The sequence below is a fragment of the Lentzea sp. NPDC102401 genome (assembly GCF_044765805.1).
In the GTDB taxonomy this organism is placed as follows: domain Bacteria; phylum Actinomycetota; class Actinomycetes; order Mycobacteriales; family Pseudonocardiaceae; genus Lentzea; species Lentzea sokolovensis.
The window spans coordinates 324527-344517 of record NZ_JBIWKS010000003.1; the positions used below are offsets into that span (position 1 = coordinate 324527).

At 67.1% G+C, this 19991-nt stretch carries 18 protein-coding genes and 1 tRNA gene; 13 read left to right on the plus strand and 6 right to left on the minus strand.

Features of this window, described 5'->3' with window-relative positions:
* Positions 1–13: 13 nt before the first annotated feature.
* A complete protein-coding gene (locus tag ACIRG5_RS12205) occupies positions 14–658 on the plus strand; it encodes a TetR/AcrR family transcriptional regulator (protein ID WP_402903909.1) in 645 nt (214 codons plus the stop codon).
* Here the strand turns inward: ACIRG5_RS12205 and ACIRG5_RS12210 are convergent.
* Positions 655–1836 carry an amino acid deaminase/aldolase gene (locus ACIRG5_RS12210; RefSeq protein ID WP_402903912.1) on the minus strand — a complete coding sequence of 394 codons (1182 nt, stop codon included), beginning with the start codon at positions 1834–1836 and terminating at the stop codon, positions 655–657. The two genes, ACIRG5_RS12205 and ACIRG5_RS12210, sit on opposite strands and share 4 nt — an antisense overlap.
* 74 nt (positions 1837–1910) lie before the next feature.
* Between ACIRG5_RS12210 and ACIRG5_RS12215 the strand changes: the two genes are divergently transcribed.
* Positions 1911–3200, plus strand: a complete 1290-nt coding sequence (locus ACIRG5_RS12215) for a D-arabinono-1,4-lactone oxidase (RefSeq protein ID WP_402903915.1) — start codon at positions 1911–1913, stop codon at positions 3198–3200.
* 516 nt (positions 3201–3716) lie between these two features.
* On the opposite strand, the gene ACIRG5_RS12220 is transcribed toward ACIRG5_RS12215, so the two are convergent.
* The 3 genes from ACIRG5_RS12220 to ACIRG5_RS12230 all read right to left on the minus strand — a co-directional run bounded on the left by ACIRG5_RS12220 (position 3717) and on the right by ACIRG5_RS12230 (position 6138).
* Entirely contained in the window at positions 3717–4373 is a 657-nt protein-coding gene (locus ACIRG5_RS12220; protein WP_402903918.1) for an NAD(P)H-binding protein, read from the minus strand.
* Positions 4374–4418: 45 nt separating this feature from the next.
* Positions 4419–5036: a hypothetical protein gene (locus ACIRG5_RS12225; RefSeq protein WP_089928501.1), complete on the minus strand. Its 618-nt coding sequence runs from the start codon at positions 5034–5036 to the stop codon at positions 4419–4421.
* A 316-nt stretch (positions 5037–5352) separates the two neighbouring features.
* Positions 5353–6138, minus strand: a complete 786-nt coding sequence (locus tag ACIRG5_RS12230) for an NADP-dependent oxidoreductase (RefSeq protein ID WP_402903922.1) — start codon at positions 6136–6138, stop codon at positions 5353–5355.
* 564 nt (positions 6139–6702) lie between these two features.
* On the opposite strand from ACIRG5_RS12230, the gene ACIRG5_RS12235 reads away from it, so the two are divergent.
* The 4 genes from ACIRG5_RS12235 to ACIRG5_RS12250 all read left to right on the plus strand — a co-directional run bounded on the left by ACIRG5_RS12235 (position 6703) and on the right by ACIRG5_RS12250 (position 9309).
* Positions 6703–6918: a hypothetical protein gene (locus ACIRG5_RS12235; RefSeq protein WP_402903925.1), complete on the plus strand. Its 216-nt coding sequence runs from the start codon at positions 6703–6705 to the stop codon at positions 6916–6918.
* A gap of 21 nt (positions 6919–6939) precedes the next feature.
* Positions 6940–7944 carry an ATP-binding cassette domain-containing protein gene (locus ACIRG5_RS12240; RefSeq protein WP_402903928.1) on the plus strand — a complete coding sequence of 335 codons (1005 nt, stop codon included), beginning with the start codon at positions 6940–6942 and terminating at the stop codon, positions 7942–7944.
* Positions 7941–8924: a hypothetical protein gene (locus ACIRG5_RS12245; protein ID WP_402903930.1), complete on the plus strand. Its 984-nt coding sequence runs from the start codon at positions 7941–7943 to the stop codon at positions 8922–8924. Before ACIRG5_RS12240 ends, ACIRG5_RS12245 begins: the two co-directional genes overlap by 4 nt.
* A gap of 61 nt (positions 8925–8985) precedes the next feature.
* A complete protein-coding gene (locus ACIRG5_RS12250) occupies positions 8986–9309 on the plus strand; it encodes a hypothetical protein (protein ID WP_402903933.1) in 324 nt (107 codons plus the stop codon).
* Positions 9310–9407: 98 nt separating this feature from the next.
* Here the strand turns inward: ACIRG5_RS12250 and ACIRG5_RS12255 are convergent, their stop codons facing one another.
* Both ACIRG5_RS12255 and ACIRG5_RS12260 read right to left on the minus strand, forming a co-directional pair.
* A complete protein-coding gene (locus tag ACIRG5_RS12255) occupies positions 9408–9767 on the minus strand; it encodes a hypothetical protein (protein ID WP_402903936.1) in 360 nt (119 codons plus the stop codon).
* A 310-nt stretch (positions 9768–10077) separates the two neighbouring features.
* Positions 10078–10160, minus strand: a tRNA-Leu gene (locus ACIRG5_RS12260).
* A 125-nt stretch (positions 10161–10285) separates the two neighbouring features.
* Here ACIRG5_RS12260 and ACIRG5_RS12265 point away from each other — a divergent pair.
* The 7 genes from ACIRG5_RS12265 to pknB are packed head-to-tail and all read left to right on the plus strand — an operon-like array spanning position 10286 to position 19985.
* Positions 10286–11542, plus strand: a complete 1257-nt coding sequence (locus tag ACIRG5_RS12265; protein WP_402903939.1) for a DUF3662 and FHA domain-containing protein — start codon at positions 10286–10288, stop codon at positions 11540–11542.
* Positions 11543–11593: 51 nt separating this feature from the next.
* Entirely contained in the window at positions 11594–12055 is a 462-nt protein-coding gene (locus ACIRG5_RS12270; RefSeq protein ID WP_030465595.1) for an FHA domain-containing protein, read from the plus strand.
* Positions 12052–13485: a PP2C family protein-serine/threonine phosphatase gene (locus tag ACIRG5_RS12275; protein ID WP_402903941.1), complete on the plus strand. Its 1434-nt coding sequence runs from the start codon at positions 12052–12054 to the stop codon at positions 13483–13485. The genes ACIRG5_RS12270 and ACIRG5_RS12275 overlap by 4 nt, the downstream gene beginning before the upstream one ends.
* 3 nt (positions 13486–13488) lie before the next feature.
* Positions 13489–14961, plus strand: a complete 1473-nt coding sequence (locus ACIRG5_RS12280; RefSeq protein ID WP_330271757.1) for an FtsW/RodA/SpoVE family cell cycle protein — start codon at positions 13489–13491, stop codon at positions 14959–14961.
* On the plus strand, positions 14958–16430 hold the full coding sequence (locus ACIRG5_RS12285) for a peptidoglycan D,D-transpeptidase FtsI family protein (protein ID WP_402903945.1): 1473 nt from the start codon (positions 14958–14960) through the stop codon (positions 16428–16430). Before ACIRG5_RS12280 ends, ACIRG5_RS12285 begins: the two co-directional genes overlap by 4 nt.
* Complete coding sequence (locus tag ACIRG5_RS12290; RefSeq protein ID WP_402903948.1) at positions 16430–17926, plus strand: serine/threonine-protein kinase; 1497 nt, start codon at positions 16430–16432, stop codon at positions 17924–17926. Before ACIRG5_RS12285 ends, ACIRG5_RS12290 begins: the two co-directional genes overlap by 1 nt.
* A gap of 55 nt (positions 17927–17981) precedes the next feature.
* Positions 17982–19985, plus strand: a complete 2004-nt coding sequence (pknB, locus tag ACIRG5_RS12295) for a Stk1 family PASTA domain-containing Ser/Thr kinase (RefSeq protein WP_402903951.1) — start codon at positions 17982–17984, stop codon at positions 19983–19985.
* The last annotated feature ends 6 nt before the right edge of the window (positions 19986–19991 follow it).

Below are 19991 nucleotides of genomic sequence, written 5' to 3' on the forward strand. Positions count from 1 at the left end.
TACAACAGGCAAGATGGAAGTACCCGAACTACTGGGAGTCGCCGTGACGAGCACCACCCCGCTTCGCCGTCAGCCCGTCCAGCAGCGCAGCGCCAAGAGAGTCGAGCGCATGCTCGAGGCCTGCGCGACGCTCATCGACGAGGTGGGCTACGACGGCGTCACCACGACGTTGATCGCGGAGAGAGCGGGCGTGGCGGTCGGCTCGCTCTACCAGTTCTTCCCCGACAAGAGAGCCGTCGTGCAGGCGCTGACGCTGCGCAACGTCGACAAGTTCTCCCTGGGCATCACCGAACGGCTCGAGCAGGCGACACTCGAGCACTGGTGGGACGCCGTGGACACGGTGTTCGACGTCTACGTGACGATGCACCGGGAGATCCCCGCGTTCGGGAAGCTGCACTTCGGTGACGTCGTGGACATGCGCCTGCTCGACGACCGCCGCGACAACAACGCCGTCATCTCCGACAAGATCTCGGAGCTGATCTCGGGCAAGTTCGGCATCCCGATGGTCGAGGTCCAGGTGCCCATCGCGATCGCCGTCGAAGCCGCCGACGCCGTGATGAAGATGGCGTTCCGCAAGAACCCGACGGGCGACCAGGCGATCCTGACCGAAGCCAGGGCTCTGGTCAGGGGCTACCTGTCGTCGCGGCTCCCGGTCTAACCGAAGTTGCGGCGCTCGCCGCGGTACGTGGGCACGGTGCGCTCGATGCGGTCACCGTGCACCAGGTGCACCTCGTCGAACCGCTCGAACAGCTCGCCCGCCTTGGCGTGCCGCATCCAGACGCGGTCACCGATCTTCAGCTGCTCCGCCGCCTTGCCGGTGACCGGCGTCTGCACCTCGCCCGCGCCTTCGAGGCCGAGCGTCTTCAGCCCGGACGGCAGGTACGGCGACGGCTGGCGGTCGGGAGTCGGCGTGCCGGACGCGATGTAGCCGCCGGCGAAGAGCGTGGCGACCCGCTTGGTCGGCTTGCGCACCACCGACAACGCGAACAGCGCGGCAGGTTCCGGCCTGAATGCCTGGTACCCGTCGAACAACGTCGGCCCGAAGAGACCACTGCCCGCCGCGAGCTCGGTGACGGACGGGTCGGACCCGGTCAGTTCCAGACTTCCGGTGCCGCCGCCGTTGACGAACTCCAGGTCTGCGACCTGCCGGACCGCGCTCACCACTGCCGTGCGGCGGTGGACCAACTCGGGCCCGGACTTGGACTGGATGAACCGGATCCCGAGCGCCCGCAGCGGCTGACCGGGCGGGTTGTCGCCCAGGCCGGCGATCTGACCCTCGTACGCCATGACGCCGACCAGCTTGAAGCCGGTGCGTTGCGTGATCTTGGCGGCCAGCGCCTTCGCCTGCTGCGGCGTGTGGATCGACGACCGGCGCGGGCCGATGTGCACACCCGGCAGCGGCCGCCACGACACGTCCAGCTCCAGGCAGACCCGGATGTCGGCGTGCGGACCGATGGCAGCGTCGACGAAGTCGAGGTGCTCGGTCGAGTCGACCATGATCGTGACGCGCTGACGTGCGGTTTCGTTGGCCGCGAGCTTCTGCAGCGACGCGCGGTCGGCCGTCGGGTACGCCACGAGGAGGTCCTCGCTGACGTTCTGCTCCGACAACCACAGCGCCTCGGCCAGCGAGTAGCACATGACCCCGGCGTAACCGGGCCGTTCGAGCGCCCGGCTCACCAGGTCACGCACCCGAATCGACTTGCTCGCCACCCGGATCGGATGACCGGCAGCGCGACGGGCGAGGTCCGCCGCGTTGTGGTCGAAGGCATCCAGGTCGACGATCGCGAACGGAGGATCCAGATCCTTCGTCGCGGCATCGAGTCGAGTTCTGCGCATGCTCTGACGGTACGTGCTGAACCCTTGAAACGTGAAGAGCTTTCACTTACGTTACTCGCAGGTCACACTCTCTCGTGGAGGTACGCGTGTGGACGAACTGGGCTAAAACGGCTTCGTGCACGGCGCGCGTGGTCCACCCGTCCAGCACGGACGAGATCGCCACAACGATCCTCTCCGCATCCCGAGTCCGCGCGCGAGGCAGCGGTCACTCGTTCAACGACATCGCCGTAGCGCCAGAAGTAGCGCTTGACCTGGACCGATGGACAGGAATCGTACGCGCGGACGCGGAGACCGGCCTCGTGACCGTCCGCTCAGGCACCCCTTTGTGGGCCTTCAACGCCGACCTGCACCGCCTTGGCCTCGCGATGCCGAACCTGGGCGACATCGACGCCCAGACCGTCGCCGGCGCAGTCTCCACCTCGACCCACGGCACCGGCGGAAAACTGGGCGTCCTCGCCACCGCGATCGTGGAACTCGAACTGGTCCTGGCCGACGGCTCAGTGGTGACCTGCAACCGCACCAACCGCCCAGACCTCTTCAACGCCGCCCGAGTGGGCCTGGGCGCACTCGGCGTCATCAGCACCCTGACCCTCCAGTGCGTCCCGTCGTTCGTACTGCGGGCCTCCGAGTCCCCCGGCCGCCTGGACGCGGTGCTGGAACAGTTCGACGACCTCTGCGCCGTCGAGGACCACGTCGAGTTCCACTGGTTCACCCACTCGGACCGCGTGATCCTCAAGCGCAACAACAGGATCACCGAACCAGCCCGCCCGCTCTCCAAGCTCCGCCAGGCGTGGGAGTACGAGGTGATGGAGAACGCGGCGTTCGGCGCGGTCACCAAGGTGGCCAAGACCTTCCCGCGCTACACCAAGCGCCTCAACGAACTCTGCGGCTCCCTGATCTCCGAACGGTCCTATTCGGACTACTCGCACAACGTCTTCGTGACCCCAAGACGAGTCCGCTTCGTGGAGACCGAGTTCTCCATCCCCCGCGAAACCCTGATGGACGTGATCGGCGAACTCCGCGCCGTGGCGAACAAACTGGGCGAACGCGACCACCTGATCGTCCCGTGCGAGGTGCGCATCGCCCAGGCCGACGACATCTGGCTCTCGACGGCAAGCGGCCGAGACACCGCGTACATCTCAATGCACCAAGCACTGGGCATGCAGTACAAGGCTTTCTTCGACGCGTACGCAGCCATCGCGGCGTCGGTGGGCGGCCGCCCACACTGGGGCAAGATGCACGACCTGACCGCAACGGAGCTCCGCCCGCTGTACCCGAACTTCGACGACTTCCTGCGGGTACGCAACGAGGTGGACCCCAACCGAACCTTCACCAACGCCTACCTGGACCGCGTGCTCGGCTAAAACCACCAGCCCACTCACCCGCGAAGCCGAAGCCGAGCGGTCCTACCGAGCGGGCCCGGCGGTGGGGTCCCGTCACGAGTCGCACCACAGCTCTTGCTGCATGCAGGTAGGGGTGTCAACTCGACACGCTTTTCGTCGAGTTGACACCCCTACCTGCATGTGGCCCGCTCTTGGTGCGGCTCGTGACGGGACCCCACCGCCAACGCACCGAAACTACGAAACAGGCAGCCGCCCAACGCAACAGGCGTGCCATCAACCCGCCCGCGGCGCCACCCCCCGATCAGATTGCCGGGGGTCTGGGGGCAGAGCCCCCAGGGGAAGCACCCAACGCAAGCTGGCCGCCCGCAAGGTGACCACTCGCTCGGCCGCGGATCGCAAGGCAACCACCCACCGGCTGCGGATACGCAAGGCAACCACCCGACAAAGCCGCGGATCGCAAAGCTGACCACGCTGACGCAGGGGTCCCCCCGATCCGGGAACCCCTACAACTCAACCTACTCAGAGGGTCCGACAAGATCAGAGAACTGCCCGGACCGCCTCGACAACCGGCGTCTCCCCGTTCACCAACTCCAGCGTCTTCCCAACAGTCCCAGGCGCATCCAGCAACGCCGCCAGCACAGCAGCAACATCCGCACGGGTGACAGAAGCCCGAGGCAACCGAGGCTCAGCCAGGGTGACCAGCCCGGTAGCAGGATCATTGACCAACGGCCCAGGCCGCAGGATCGTCCAATCCAGATCCCGAGCCTTCAAATCCTCTTCGGCGAGCTTCTTCGCCTTCAGGTACACAGCGAACTCCGGATCCACCGAAGGCGAGTCGGCAGACTCGATCCCGACGGTGGAAACCTGGAGAAACCGCCGCACCCCGGCCTCCACAGCAGCAGAGGCGAACAGAGCGGCGGCCCCGTAGTCCACGGTGTCCTTGCGGGCGGCACCAGATCCGGCGCCGGCACCTGCGGCGAACACTGCCGCGTCAGCACCGTTCAAATACGCCGCGACCGAGTCCAGATCAGCGGACTCCAGGTCGCACAACACCGGAACGGCTCCGGCTTCCTGCACGTCACCAAAGTGATCGGGGTTCCGGACCAGCGCGGTGGCGGCGTCTCCACGGGTGGCCAGCTGCTGCTCGAGAAGCAGCGCGATCTGCCCGTGTCCGCCGGCTATCACTACTCGCATGGTCTGACCGTAGATCAGTGAGCGGCGACCAGCACGACGCGTGGATCAGGACGCGGTGGCGAGCACCTGCTCGTAGACCAGTTCGTTGACCCAGCGGGTGATGGCGGTGTCCTCGGCGGGCGCGTTCTCCTGGCGGCCGGACACGTCGACCGAGAGGTCCTTCTCGTCGTCGGCCAGCAGGACGGAGACGCCGTAGCGGCGGACGCGCGGCAGGCAGTTCGCGAGGTAGTCGTGCGAGAACGCGACCGACTCAGGGAGGACGACCGCGGCGTTGCCGTAGCGGGCGAAGGGGACGGCGGAGGCCAGCGCGGTGCGCCAGTGGCGGGCGACTGCCAGGACGCCGACGATGCGCACGGCGGCCGGCGGGACGCGGCCTTCCATCTCCGGCCACACCCAGGTGGAGACGGTGGTCTTGTCGGCCTCAGGGCCCGCACCCACGCACACGCGCTCGGCGTGGGCGTCGGCCAGGAGTTCGGCCACGACGACGACCTTGCGGCCCATCAGGACCATTTCGGGGAGAACCACGCCGTGCCAGCCGAGGCGGATCGCCGCAGCGGCTGCCAACTCCTCGACGGACGCGGGCAGTTCCGGAACCGGGACCGGGGTGGTCGACAGACCGTTCGAGCTGTCGAGTGCCGCGATCCTTGCTGGGGTGCTGCTCACGCCAGTGCCTCCTCGTCACCCGCGGCGGGAGATCCGCCGCGTTTCGACTCGTGCTCTGGATAAAGAATTAGCAGTAAGCGCGCGGCCCGCCCCCAGGCCACAGGACCCCCTGCGATCGACGGCGCCGACCGGTCGGTGACCGGTCGAGGAGTGGTGAGGGGAGTTCGGTCCTACGGTGCTGCCGTCTGGGTGACGTTAATCCGTATGGACGCACCAAAAGACCTGCTCAGGGTGTGTGCGCCAGGCGTGGGGGCAAAAAGCCGGTCAGCGGTACCGGTCACCGTCCGTCGACCGTTCACCGCGCCAGAACGACCACCTACATGATGATCACGGTCTTGCCGGGCCCGTGACCTGCGAAAACGTCGGTCGCCTCACGCAACGGCACGCGTCGGGCGATCGGTACTTCCAGGTCCCCCGCCTGCACCATCGACGCCAGCCGCACCAACGTTTCGCGCGAGCCCTTCATGCCGAAGTTCTGCTTCTGATCAGCGGAAACGTAGTTCGTGTTGAAGGCCAGCGGCGCATAGCGCGCGTTCTCCTCGAACGACGAACGGTCGGCGCTGACGAGGTCGATCAGAGCGTCGGCCTCGACGAGGGTGTCGCCACGGCCGATGGGGATGACCCGCTTGCCCGCCGCACGCGCGATCTGGACGGCGAACGACCCCACGCCACCGGAGGCACCGACGATCAGCACGGATTCCGCGGCCCCGAGCGACTCGACCAACTGCAAAGCGGTCATTCCCGCGGTCGGCAATGCGGCGGCGACCGCGGGATCCATGTCGTCCGGCAAGGGAGCCAACGCGTTCCCGGCCGGAACTGTGACGTACTCGGCGTACGTTCCGCCGCCGACCGGACGGTGGAAGAAGGTGCCGAAGATCCTTTCGCCAGAGCCCTCCACCTCCCCCGCGCCGTCCGTGCCGGGAACCATCGGGAACCGGTGCTCCGCCGAGCCGCGCAGCATCCCGTCCACGACCTTGCGGTCGAACGGGTTGACGCTCGCCGCCAGCATCCGCACCTTGAGCTCCCCAGGACCGGGGGTCGGCTCGGGGAGTTCGACGAGTTCGAGTTCAGCACCGAATTCCGCAGCAGCTACTGCCCACATCTCATTCCTCCATGGCACGAGCAACACTACCGAGCGTGTCCATCAACTTAACAGTTATTCACACGAATGGTCGCACGACGGGAGAATCGGCGATCCGAGCACTGCTCGAGACACTCAGAACAACCGAAACTGGACATTCCGTTCACCCGTTCTGACCTATTGCGCGCAGAACCACGCCGATACGATCGGTTCTGCGCGATTGATCATTCATCGCCACAAGCCTGGGGGGGCAACTAGATGTTCTACTTCTGCGCATTGTGCGCACACCATTTCCGCAGTAGCCGGTCTTTGACCCCTGCGGTACGCACCTCACACAGCTGAGAAGCTTCTCGAATTCCGGTCGCTGCACATTGTCGCCGACCGCCCTTCGCGCACTTCTGCGCACCTCGGCGTCGGGCCACCCGGCCCGTCGATTCACCATGCGAACAAACAGGAGTATTTCACCTGATGCCGAACAAGAGAAGCATTGCCGTCTTGGCGAGTGCTCTGGCACTTGGCCCCGCACTGACGCTCACACCGACGGCCTCCGCGGCGCCGGCTCCGGCTCCGGGACCCGCTCAGGTCATGAGCGGGTGCGACACCTGGATCGACGGCGAGTGGGGCAAAGCCCAGTGCTACAACAGCTCTGCAGTCACCAAGACGTTCAAGATCGTGGTGACGTGCGTCGACTTCTGGGACCCGGACGTGACCAACTACGCGGACATCCCGGCCCAGAGCCAGGGCACGCTGGCCGGTCACTGCTGGGGAGCCGTTGAATCGGTGGTCGCCGGACTGGCATGACAGCACGGTTCTTCGGGCCAGTTGCGCTCTGGCCCGAAGAACCGCCGCCCACTAAGGGACCAAATCAGGGTAGCACCCTTTCTCATTCATGACGTTCGACGCTTTGGATTTGCTCTTTCACCAGCCCAGGGACGCATAGAGGTGAACAAGATCATGAATTCGACCGACCGGGCCGAAGTGCGCGTCGGCAGCGCGTCGGCGATTACGGCGACGGATCTCTGCTTCAGTTATTCACGCCAGCGACAGAAGGCCGGGCGCAGATCGGCGCTCGAGAACTGTTCGCTCTCCGTGCCGAACGGATCGATCGCCGCACTCGTCGGGATGAACGGCGCTGGAAAGTCCACGCTGATGTCCCTCATCGCGGGGATCCTGCGTCCGTCGTCCGGAGTCGTGAGAGTCAGCGGAGAGCACGGATCCACGACCGCCGTCGCCCTTGTCACCCAGGACAAACCCCTTTACCGCAACTTCACCGTGGCCGAGATGCTGCGGGCGGGGAAGAGCCTGAACCACGTCTGGGACGAGTCTCGGGCGCTTCGGTGGATCGATGCGTTCGGCATCCCGCTGAACACCACGTGCGGCCGGTTGTCCGGAGGTCAGCAGGCTCAGGTCGCGCTGGCGCTCGGCATCGGCAAACGCCCGACCGTGCTGCTGCTCGACGAGCCGCTCGCGAACCTCGACCCGATCGCACGTCGTGAAGTGACGGACCAGCTGATCGACGAAGCACGTGACGAAGGCATGACCGTCCTCTTCTCCACCCACGTCGTGACCGAGCTGGCGGGCACCGCCGATCACCTCCTGCTGCTCGACCGGGGACGGCTCCTGCTCGATGCCGGGGTCGACGACCTTCTCGGGTCGCACGTCCTGATCGGCGAAGGGGCCGAGGGCGAGAGCCGCACCGGACGGGACCGGGCGACGTGGCGAGTCGTCGAGGCAGCCGACGCCGGCGACCGCGAAACGCGGCGGCCGACGCTCGAAGAACTGGTCATCTCCTACCTCGGTGCGTCCAAGAAGTTGGTCAGCGAATGAACACCATCACGCGCACACACGTCCCATCCCGTCAGAACACGACCAGCCAGTTGCTGTGGCTGGCATGGCGTCAGCACCGTGCGACGGTCGTCTGGACGATGACCGCCATCGGCCTGCTCGGTATCGGCATGGTGATCCTGTCGCGGATGCTGCGCTCGCCGTCGACGGCGCCAGGAGAGCTCGAGCAACTCACCGAGCTCGCCAACATCCTGCTCATCGCCCAGATCCTGGCTCCGGTGCTGATCGCGACGTTCTGGACCGCACCCGCCATCGCCAGGGAGCACGAGCAGCGCACCGCGGTCTTCGTCTGGACGCAGGATGTGAAGCCCGCGGCCTGGTTGACGGTGAAGGTGGCGATGCTCGGCGGGCTGACGCTGGTCGCGGCGGCCTGGACGGGCGTGTGCTCCGCACAACTCGCCCGGTCGATCCAGTCGGTCGAGAAATCCGCCAGCCTCTTCGAGTCCGTCCTGTTCGAGGCGTCGGTCCCGATCCAGATCGGCTACTCGTTGTTCGCCTTCGCCATCGGCCTCGCCGCGAGCGCGCTCCTGCGGCGCACGGTTCCCGCGATCGGACTGTCCCTGGGCGTCTTCATCGCGGCCAGGGTCGTGGCGACCACGTCGAGGTCCGAGTACCTGCCGCCGGAGCGGCTGGCCACCCCGTTCACGGGTGACACGGGCGTCACCCGCGCGGCTCCGATCGGGGAGAACTCCAGACGGCTCGGTGTGGAGTACGCCGATGCGTCCGGCGCCCCCAAGCCGTTTCCCTGGACGGAGTGCAGGTCGGCGGGAACTCGCGAAGAGTTCCAGACCTGCGTCCGCGGACACGGCGTCCAGGACGTGGTGACCGTCTATCAACCCGGATCTCGCCTTTTTCTGTTCCAGGTAATCGAATCGAGCGCGTTCACCTTGGCGGCGGCCGCGCTGATCACCTGGATCTTCCTGCGTTTCCGCAAACGGTCGACGGTGATCGGGAAACTCTGAAGCGGGCACGCCGATCGGTTGTGCCGAAACAGAAACACGAAAATTGGGGGCAGTCTTGCACATGAGGAAACTGTTGATGGCCGCGTTCGCGGTCGTGCTCTCACTCCTGGTGTCCGCTCCGCCGAGCTACGCGGCGACCAGTGCGCAGAAGGCCGAAGCGCTGGCGAAGGTGCGCGAGGAGAAGCTCCTGCTCTGCCGGGGAGAGGCGCCGCCGCAGGAGAAGACGTGGTTCTACAACCACACGTACTTCGGTGCGAGTGCCTGTGACGAATGCATCGACATGGGCCTCGAGGGCCTCGGTGGCGGGGCTTGGCGCGACTACTACTGTTGGATGACCGCCCCCGGTCCCTGGTACTCGATCGACCTCTGGGTCAGCCATCACTAGTCGAACCGCGGGTCACCGACCAGGAGCGACGCACTGAGCTGAGCCGAGGACCTGTGGCCGTGCCGTCCCCTGTGCACGGCCACAGGTCCTCCTGCTCATCAGGTCCACTTCCCCGGCGCTGTCGTGGGATGGTTCGCCGCCAGCTGCTCCACCACTTCCAGGCGTCGCCGTTCGACCGCGGCGGCGCTCTCGACGCCCAGGTGCTCGACGATCTCCGCCTCGCTCAGTTCCTGTCGCTGCACGACTTCGAGGAGCTTTTCCTCGGACTGATCGACCTGCCGGCGATGTGTCGTCACCAGGCGTCGCCATCCCCTGATGACGTCCAGGGGAAAAGCCGGTGCATCACCACGAGCCGCCAGAAGCCCCAGGGCGAGGAGCTGGTTCTCGCGCACCACGCGGTAGCCGCGTTCTTCCATGTTGGCTTTGAGGAAATCGTCGATTCGGGGATCCAAATCCATGAATCTGATTCTTCTTGGACCCTATTCGGCCGTCAACCGGGCTTGCCCTTAGGCCAACCGAATGAACGGCGACCTGACGCACTGCGACGAAGATCACTACGAGGCCTGCGGTCGCGGGCCGTCCTGACCGGACGCAGCACCCTGGCGCGGAGGCGTTCGGGAGGCGCGATCACCGAACAGACGCCATCCGGTCAGGTCACAGCACTAGCCCGAAAGAGTGGTACGTGCCACATCGAGACGGAGGGGAAGACACAACTCCGGACAGCAGAAAGGCCCCGCACATGTGCGGGGCCTTTCTGCTTTTCGCTTGTGGGCAAGGGGGGAGTTGAACCCCCACGTCCTTTCGGACACACGGACCTGAACCGTGCGCGTCTGCCATTCCGCCACTTGCCCTGGCGACGAGAGGAACACTAGCACGCGCCGAAACCAGGTTCCTAATCGCCCCCTGTAGGTGCGGTCGTACCCGGATACGATCGGTACAGGAGCCCGGCCGAGCGGAACGAGCGGAAGGAGTCGACATGGGCCTGCAACGCTTCGAGCGCAAGCTGGAAGGTCTGGTCGGCAACACGTTCGCGCGCGTGTTCGGCGGCAGCGTCGTGCCCCAAGAGGTGGCACAGGCACTGCAACGGGAGGGTGACAGCAACATCCGCGAGCTCGCGGGTGGCAGACTGCTAGCCCCCAACCACTACAAGGTGCTCCTCGGACCTCAGGACCACGAACGTCTTGCGGGCGACGAGCAGGATGAACTACGCATCACACAGCTTCTCGCAGAGGGCCTGCGAGAGCACCTGGCCGAGTCCGGATGGGATACCTATGGTGACGTCGTAGTCTCCCTGGAGCGCTCCGAGGCGCTGCACACCGGACAGTTCCGAACCAGCTCGTCCGTCGACCCCGACGTGAAAGCGGCCAGCCGACGGTCAGCACCACCTCGCACCGCAGGAGACCGACCCATGAGCCAGCCTCCCGGCTACGGACAAGGACAGGGCCAGCCCGCCCAGGACCCTTATGGTCAGGGCGGCTACGGCCAGCAGGGCTACGACCAGCAGCAGCAGGGCTATGACCAGCAGGGTTACGGCCAGCAGCAGGGTTACGGCCAGGCGCAGGACCAGGGCTACGGCCAGCAACAGGGCTATGGCCAGCAGGGCTACGACCAGGGTTACGGCCAGCCGCAGGGCTATGGCCAGGACCAGGGTTACGGCCAGCAGCAGCAGGGCTACGACCAGGGTTACGCCGGCGGCCAGCAGCCTGGCTACGGCCAGGACCAGGGTTACGGCCAGCAGCCGGGCTACGGCCAGCAGGGCTACGACCAGGGTTACGCCGGCGGCCAGCAGGGCGGCGGTTACGACCAGGGTTACGGCCAGCAGCCGGCCGGCGGTTATGACCAGGGTTACGGCCAGCAGGCGGGCTACGGCCAGCAGGGCGGCTACGACCAGGGCTACAACCAGGGCGGATACGCCCCGCCGGCCACCCAGGGCGCCAACCGTCAGCTCAACGCGACGTTGCACCTCGACGACGGTTCCAACCGCACGTACAACCTGAAGCAGGGTGGAAACGTCGTAGGACGTGGGCAGGAAGCCGACTTCCGCCTCCCGGACACCGGAGTCTCCAGGCGCCACCTGGAAATCTCCTGGGACGGGCAGAATGCGATGCTCGCTGATCTCGGTTCGACCAACGGCACCACGGTGAACGGCACGCCAGTGCAGACTTGGCAGCTCGCGGAGGGCGACGTCGTCCGCATCGGCCACTCGTCACTGGTTTTCCGCACCGCGGGCTAGAGGTCGATACGGGCGTCGGTAAGCAACTCAAGGCAGGAGCGGTTACAACCGGTGCCAGAGCTGGTGATGCAGCTGACCAGAGCGGGCTTTCTCGTGCTCCTCTGGCTCTTTGTGCTGGCCGCCCTACGTGTGGTCCGCTCTGATCTCTACGCAGCCTCAGGGCTCCGGGCGTCAGGTCTGCCCGGTTTCCGGAGGTCCGAGAAGTCGGCGAGGGGAAGCAAGGCGCCTCGGCAACTCGTGGTCACCCACGGGGCGCTGACCGGCACCCGAATCTCACTCGACGGCAGGCCGATCCTGATCGGCCGCGCTGACGACTCCACTCTCGTGCTGGACGACGACTTCGCGTCGACCAGGCACGCGAGGCTGTCCATGCGCGGCACCGACTGGTACGTGGAGGATCTCGGCTCCACGAACGGCACCTACCTAGACCGAGCCAAGGTCACCGCACCCCTGCGCGTACCTCTCGGCACCCCGATCCGCATTGGCAAAACGGTGATCGAGCTGCGCTCATGACCTTGGTTCTTCGATACGCGGCCCGAAGCGACAGGGGCCTGGTTCGCAACAACAACCAGGACTCCGTGTACGCGGGCCCCCGCCTGCTCGCAGTAGCCGACGGCATGGGTGGCCACGCCGCCGGTGAAGTCGCGAGCAAGGTGGTCATCGCCTCGCTGGCCCACGTCGACGACGACGAGCCTGGCGACGACCTCCTCGGCAAGCTGCGCGACGCGGTCGCGAGTGGCAACGGCGCCATCTCCGAGCTCGTGACGAGCGACCCGGACCTGGAAGGCATGGGCACCACGCTCACGGCCATCCTGTTCGCGGGCAACCGTCTCGGACTCGTGCACATCGGCGACTCGCGCGCGTACCTCCTGAGAGAGGGCTCCTTCGCGCAGATCACGCACGACGACACGTTCGTCCAGTCGTTGATCGACGAGGGCCGGATCACCGCGGACGAGGCCGCCACGCACCCGCAACGCTCGTTGCTGCTGCGCGCCCTCACCGGGCACGACTTCGAGCCCAGCCTCACGGTGCGCGAAGCGCGTGCCGGCGACCGGTTCCTGCTCTGCTCGGACGGTCTGTCCGGCGTCGTGAGCCTGGAGACGCTCGACGAGGCGATCCGCATCCCGGACCCGCAGGCCTGCGCGGACCGGATGATCGAGCTCGCGCTCAAGGGCGGCGGTCCCGACAACGTCACGGTGATCGTGGCGGACGTCCAGGACGTCGCTTTCGGCGACGACTACCCGATCGTCGGCGGCGCGGCAGGTGACGGCAGCGAGGACCACACTCCTCCGCCGGACTCCGCGGCCTCGCGAGCGGCGACGATCACGCAGCAGCGCCCGCCCATGCAGCAGCGCATGGACGCGCCTCCCCCGCCTCCGCAGGACCCGAAGCGCAAGAAGCGCAGCGCCATCAAGGCGTTCGCGATCATCTTCGTGCTGCTCCTGCTGACCGGTGTGGTGGCTGTCGGCGGCAAGCTGTGGCTCAACACCCAGTACTACGTCGGCGCCACCGAGGACGGCCAGGTCGCGATCTTCCGCGGTCTCAACGGCACCGTCATCGGCTTCAAGCTGTCGTCCAAGGTCGAGGACTCCTGCCCGCCCGGATCCACGGGCTGCACCCCGATCACGCTGAAGGACCTGCAGGAAGCCGGTCGCAAGACCATCACCGCGGGCATCCGCAGCGACAACGGCCTCGACGGCGCGCGCGCCGCGGTCCGGTTGCTGCGCACCGAGCACATGCTGCCGCTGTGCAAGGACACGTCGTCGACGTCGACCAGCACGACGCCCTCGACGACGCCGTCCACGCCGAGCAGCAACCCGTCGAGCAGTGCGTCCAGCGCGCCGCCCACGAACGGTTCCCCGAACCCGGAGACCGGTTCCACCGAGCCTTCGCTCACCCCCTCCCAGCAAAAGCCGGGTGTGGAATGCCGGGAGGGTCCGTAGTTGATGGGCTCGCCCGTCCCCTCCGGGGAAGGTTCACCAGGTGCGTCGGCGGCGACCAACACGTCGCCAGGCCTGAAGGCGCCGACGCGACGCGGCACCGAACTGGTGATGCTGTCGTTCGCCGCCGGTCTCGTGACGCTCGCTCTCATCCTGGTCGAACTGAACCAGGAGCGCTCGCTGAGTCTGAGGATCCTCTACCTCGGTCTCGCGTACCTCGGACTCTTCGCTTGTGCCCACCTCGCCGTGCGCAGGTGGGCGCCGTACGCCGACCCGGCGATCCTGCCGTGCGTCGCGCTGCTCAACGGGCTCGGCCTGGTGGTCATCCACCGGATCGACCTGGCCCTGGAAGGCACCGTCTTCCCCGACGGCTCGACGTGGGACCCGGTGGCCTTCAAACAGGTCATCTGGACCGGCATCGGGTTGTTGCTGTTCGCGGCCACGTTGAAGTTCCTGCCCGACCACCGGATGCTCGCGCGGTTCGGCTACACGTTCGGCCTCGTCGGACTGGTCGCGCTGCTGCTTCCCGGTGTGCTGCCCGGTTTCATCGCGCCGACGATCAACGGCGCGAAGATCTGGCTGCGCATCGGACCGTTGTCCATCCAGCCGGGTGAGTTCGCCAAGATCCTGCTGATGGTCTTCTTCGCCGCGTTCCTCGTGTCGAAGCGGGACCTCTTCACCGTGGCGGGCCGCCGGTTCCTCGGCATGGACCTGCCCCGTGCCCGTGACCTCGGCCCGCTGTTCGCGGCCTGGGGCGTCACGGTCGCGGTCATGGTGCTGCAGAAGGACCTCGGCTCCTCGCTGCTGTTCTTCGGCATCGTGCTCGTGCTGCTCTACATCGCCACCGAACGCGCGGCGTGGGTCGTGCTCGGTCTCGGCATGTTCTCCGGTGGCGCGATCATCGCGTGGAAGCTGTTCACGCACGTCCAGCAGCGCGTGGCGAACTGGCAGGACCCGATCGCGCGCTACGACGTGGTCGGCGGCGGGTACCAGATCTCGCAGTCGCTGTTCGCTCTCGCGACCGGCGGCATCGGCGGTGCGGGCCTCGGCGCCGGCCGTCCGGAGATGATCCCCGAGGCCAACACCGACTTCATCACCGCCGTGATCGGCGAGGAACTGGGCTTCGTCGGCTTCGCGGCGCTGCTGCTGGTCTACATGGTCTTCGCGTTGCGCGGCCTGCGCGGCGCCATCGCCGTGCGCGACAGCTTCGGCAAGCTCCTGGGCGGCGGTCTCGCGTTCGCGGTCTGCTTCCAGGTGTTCATCGTCGTCGGCGGTATCACCAAGCTGATCCCGATGACGGGTATCACCGCGCCGTTCCTGTCCTACGGCGGTTCGTCCCTTCTCGCGAACTACATCCTGGTCGCGTTGCTACTGCGAATTTCCGCGGCGGCCAGGGCCCCGCAGCGGGTCGCGAAGCCGAAACCGCAACAACCGGCTATCGCCGACCAGCACACTGTGATGGTGGAGCGTCCCAAATGAACACACCGCTCCGCCGCGTCGGCATGGCCATGATGGTGATGATCCTGCTTCTGCTGGGCAACGCCACGTGGGTGCAGGTGATCAACGCCGACGAGTGGCGCAAGAACGCCTACAACCGCCGGGTGCTGCTCGACGAGTACGCCCGCAAGCGCGGTCTGATCACGGTCGCCGACGGCACGGTGATCGCGGACGTCAAGGAGACGAGCGACCGTCTCCGGTTCCTGCGCACCTACAACAACGGGCCGGTGTACGCGCCGGCGACGGGGTACCTGTCCGTCACCTACGGCACCTCCGGCATGGAGCGCGCTGAGAACGACCTGCTCAACGGCTCGGACGACAGGCTGTTCGCGCGCCGCGTCTCGGCGTTGATCACCGGTCGCGACCCGGTCGGCGGCAACGTGCAGCTCACCCTGAACGCCAAGGTGCAGCAGACCGCGTACGACCAGCTGACGGCGAAGGGCTTCACCGGTTCGGTCGTCGCGATCAAGCCGGACACCGGCGAGATCCTCGCGATGGCGAGCACGCCGTCCTACGACCCGAACCTGCTCGCGAGCCACGACGCGAACGAGCAGGCGTCGGCGTGGAAGCAGCTCACCGCCAAGGACTCGAACGACCCGCTGGTCAACCGCGCGACGCAGGCCCTCTACCCGGCCGGCTCGACGCTGAAGGTCGTCGTAGCGGCGGCCGCGCTGGCCGACGGCAAGAACAAGGACACGCAGTACACCGCCAAGGGATCGATCACGCTGCCGGGCAGCCAGACGCAGCTGCCGAACTTCAACGGCACCCCGTGCGGCCCCGGCGAAACGGTGCCGATGGAGACCGCGCTCGCCAAGTCGTGCAACACGGCGTTCGGTGAGATGGCGGGCCAGCTCGGCGCGAACAAGCTGCGCAGGCAGGCGGAGAAGTTCGGCTTCAACGACCCGGACCTCGCGGTGCCGCTGGTCGTCGAGACCTCGACGCTCGGCCCGATCCCCGACGACGCGGCGCTCTACCAGACCGGCATCGGCCAGCGCGACGTGCAGATCACGCCGCTGGAGAACGCCGTGGTGGCGGCGACGATCGCGAACAACGGCAAGCGCATGCAGCCGTACCTGGTGTCGAAGATCCTCGGCCCGGACCTGAAGTCGATCGACGACACCAAGCCGGACCAGGTCGACACCGCGATGACCACGGCCAACGCCAACGCCCTGCGCGACATGATGATCCAGTCCGAGATCAACACCGGTGGTGAGGGCCGTCTGCAGAACGTGCAGGTGGCGTCGAAGACCGGTACCGCCGAGCACGGCACCGACGTGAAGCAGAACAACCCGCACGCCTGGTACATCGCGTTCGCGCCGGCGCAGAAGCCGGAGATCGCGATCGCGGTCATCGTGGAGGACGGTGGCGACCGCGGTCTGGGCGCCACCGGCGGCAAGGTCGCGGCCCCGATCGGGCGCGCCGTGATGAACGCGTACCTGGCAGGCCGCTGATGCTGACCAAGGGCCAGCTCCTCGCCGACCGCTACCGCCTGAGCAGGCGGATCGCGGTCGGTGGCATGGGCGAGGTCTGGGAAGCCGCGGACGACCGGCTCGACCGCCGCGTCGCGGTGAAGGTGCTCAAGGCGGAGCTCTCCGGAGACCCCGAGTTCCTGCACCGGTTCCGCGTCGAGGCGCGGATGACCGCGTCGCTCAACCACCCCGGCATCGCGTCGGTGCACGACTACGGCGAGACCGCGTCCGTCACCGACGGACCGGAGGACACGGCGTACCTGGTGATGGAACTCGTCGAGGGCGAACCGCTCGCGACGATCATCTCCCGCGGCCGGCTGACCGCCGAGGTGACTCTCGACCTGCTGGAGCAGACCGGGAACGCGTTGCAGGCGGCCCACGAACGCGGGCTCGTGCACCGCGACGTGAAGCCCGGCAACATCATGGTCACGCCGTCGGGGAAGGTGAAGATCACCGACTTCGGCATCGCCAAAGCCGTGGACGCGGCACCCGTGACGCGGTCCGGCATGGTGATGGGCACCGCGCACTACATCGCTCCCGAGCAGGCACTTGGTGGCGAGGCCGAACCGGCGAGCGACGTTTACTCGTTGGCGGTGTGTGGCTACGAGTGCCTGGCCGGACACAGGCCGTTTCTGTCGGACAACGCGGTGACCGTCGCGATGATGCACATCCGCGACATGGCGCCACCGTTGCCGCCGGACGTTCCGCCTGGTGCGCGGGCGTTGATCGAGGCGACGCTGGTGAAGGACCCGCGGAAGCGCTACCGGACGGGTGGCGAGTTCGCCGCGGCCGTCAGCGCGGTGCGGGTGGGCCAGCCGCTGCCGACGCCGTCCGGGTTCGCGATGCCTCCGGTGATCCCGCAGCAGGTGCAGGCACCACCGCCTCCGCAGGCGTCACAGCCGCTGCCGATTCCACCGCAGATGGCGCACCACCCGGGAGGACCGGGACGTCCCGGCACCCATCCGACCATGCAACCGGCGCACCAGACGGGCATGCAACAGGTGCATCAGACCGGAATGCAGCCGGTGCACCAAACCGGAACGTTCACTCCCATGCCGACGCCACCGGGGAGAAACCGGACCGCCGTCTGGGTTATGGTCGCTCTCCTGGTGGCAGTGCTGCTGATCCTTGGCGTGTTCCTCCTGTGGAAGTACACCGTCAAGCCGAACGACAGCACCGGGCAAGGTGGCCGGCCGACGACGTCCAGCACGGCGAACTCGAACGCCCCGGCGAACGGTCAACCCGACTCGGCGGACCGGATTCCGGGCAGTTCGCCGAAGCGGATCGACGAGGACGACTACATCGGCCGTTCCGGCGACGAGGTCAGCATCGCGCTGATCGACCAAGGCATGGAACCCAAGGTGCAGAGCGCGCAGGGCACGCCACCGGGCGACTTGAAGAAGTGCCGGGTCACCGCCATCGCGCCCACAGGCGATGTGCCGGTCGGCTCGCAGGTGAAGGTGACGTGCGCGCCATGAGCAACACAAGAACCGAGTTCGGAATACCGTCGACGAGGAGCGGGACGAAGCACCGATGAGCACTCCGCGACTGCTCTCAAACCGCTACGAACTGGGTGAGACTCTCGGGTACGGCGGCATGTCCGAGGTCCACAAGGGGCGGGACGTCCGCCTCGGCAGAGACGTGGCGATCAAGGTGCTGCGAGCCGACCTCGCCCGTGACGCCCAGTTCCAGGAAAGGTTCAAGCGCGAGGCCCAGAACTCGGCCGCCCTGAACCACCCGGCGATCGTCGCGGTGTACGACACCGGCGAGACGCAGACCGAGTACGGCCCGCTGCCGTACATCGTGATGGAGTTCGTCGACGGTCGGACGCTGCGCGACATCGTGAAGACGCAGGGCCCGCTGTCGGGCAAGCGCGCCATGGAGGTCATGGCCGACGTCTCGGCCGCGCTCGACTTCAGCCACCGGCACGGCATCGTCCACCGCGACGTGAAGCCGGCCAACGTGATGATCACCAAGTCCGGCGCCGTCAAGGTGATGGACTTCGGCATCGCCCGTGCTCTGCACGACGGCCAGGCCGCCGTCACCCAGACCGCCGCGGTGATCGGCACCGCCCAGTACCTGTCGCCGGAGCAGGCGCGCGGTGAGTCCGTCGACGGCCGTTCCGACGTCTACGCGGCCGGTTGCGTGCTGTTCGAACTGCTCACCGGCGAGCCTCCGTTCACCGGTGACTCTCCCGTCGCGGTCGCGTACCAGCACGTGCGGGAGGACCCGAAGGCGCCGTCGCAGCTCAACCCCAAGGTGTCGCCGCAGCTCGACGCGATCGTGCTGAAGGCGATGTCGAAGGGCCCGGCGAACCGCTACCAGTCGGCCGCGGAGATGCGCGCCGACCTGGTGCGCGTGCTGTCGGGTCAGCGCCCGTCCGCGCCGGCCGTGATGACGGCCGAGGACCGCACCGCCGTGATGAACGAGCAGGCGGCGGCGCGTTCACAGCGCACGCAGGTCGTGTCCGGCGGACGGCACCGTCCGGCTGCGTTGAAGTCGGAGCCGGACGACGACTACGACCCGATCGCCGACGAGGAAGAAGAACGTCGCGCGAAGCGCAAGAAGGCCATCATGGTGACGTTGGTGGTGATCCTGTGCGTGGCCGTGCTCGGCCTCGCCGCGTGGATCACCGCGAACGTCATGAACTCCGGCAACGAGGCGGCGGAGAAGGTCTCCGTCCCGTCGATCGTGGGCCTGAGCCCCGTGGAAGCCTCGGAGAAGATCACGAAGGTCGGCCTGGTTCCAACCCAGGAGACCGTGGCCTGCGAGCCCGGTCCGAACGGCGCCGCGGCGAAGTGCACGGCCGACCAGATCAACAAGGTGATCGGCACGAACCCGCCGGAAGGCACCCAGGTGGCGAAGGGCGGGCAGGTCACCATCTCCGTCGGTGCGCCCCCCGGTGAGGGCGTCGCCCCCGACCTGAAGGGCAAGACCCCGCAGGAGGCCCAGGCGATCCTGGACAAGGACCCCAACGGCTTCAAGCTGCAGCAGAGCGACCAGACCACCGAGGTCGACGACCCGGCCAAGGTCGGCAAGGTCGCTTCGCAGAACCCCGACGTCGGCGTGAAGCTGAAGAAGGGTGGCACGATCACGATCCAGCTCGGCAGGGCGCCGGAGAAGCAGAACGTGCCGAACGTCGTCGGCGACGACCAGGCCGACGCGCGCCAGACGCTGGAGGGTTCGGGCTTCAAGGTCGTCATCGAGCCGACCGACAGCGCCAAGCCGGAGGGTCAGGTCCTCTCGCAGAACCCGGCGCCGAACAGCAAGGCCGCCAAGGACACGACGGTGACGCTGAAGGTCTCGAAGGGCAACCAGATCGAGATGCCCGACCTGACCGGCCTGACCGAGAACGAGGCCTCGAACAAGCTGAAGTCGCTGGGCTGGAACGGAAACCTCAACGTCCAGGAACAGCAGGTCGGTACCCCGGATCAGAACAGGAAGGTCCAGTCGCAGAACCCGGCCAAGGGCTCCGCGATCACCAAGGGGTCGACGGTGACGATCAACGTCGGCAAGTTCGGGATCATCTCGTCGTAGCGCTCA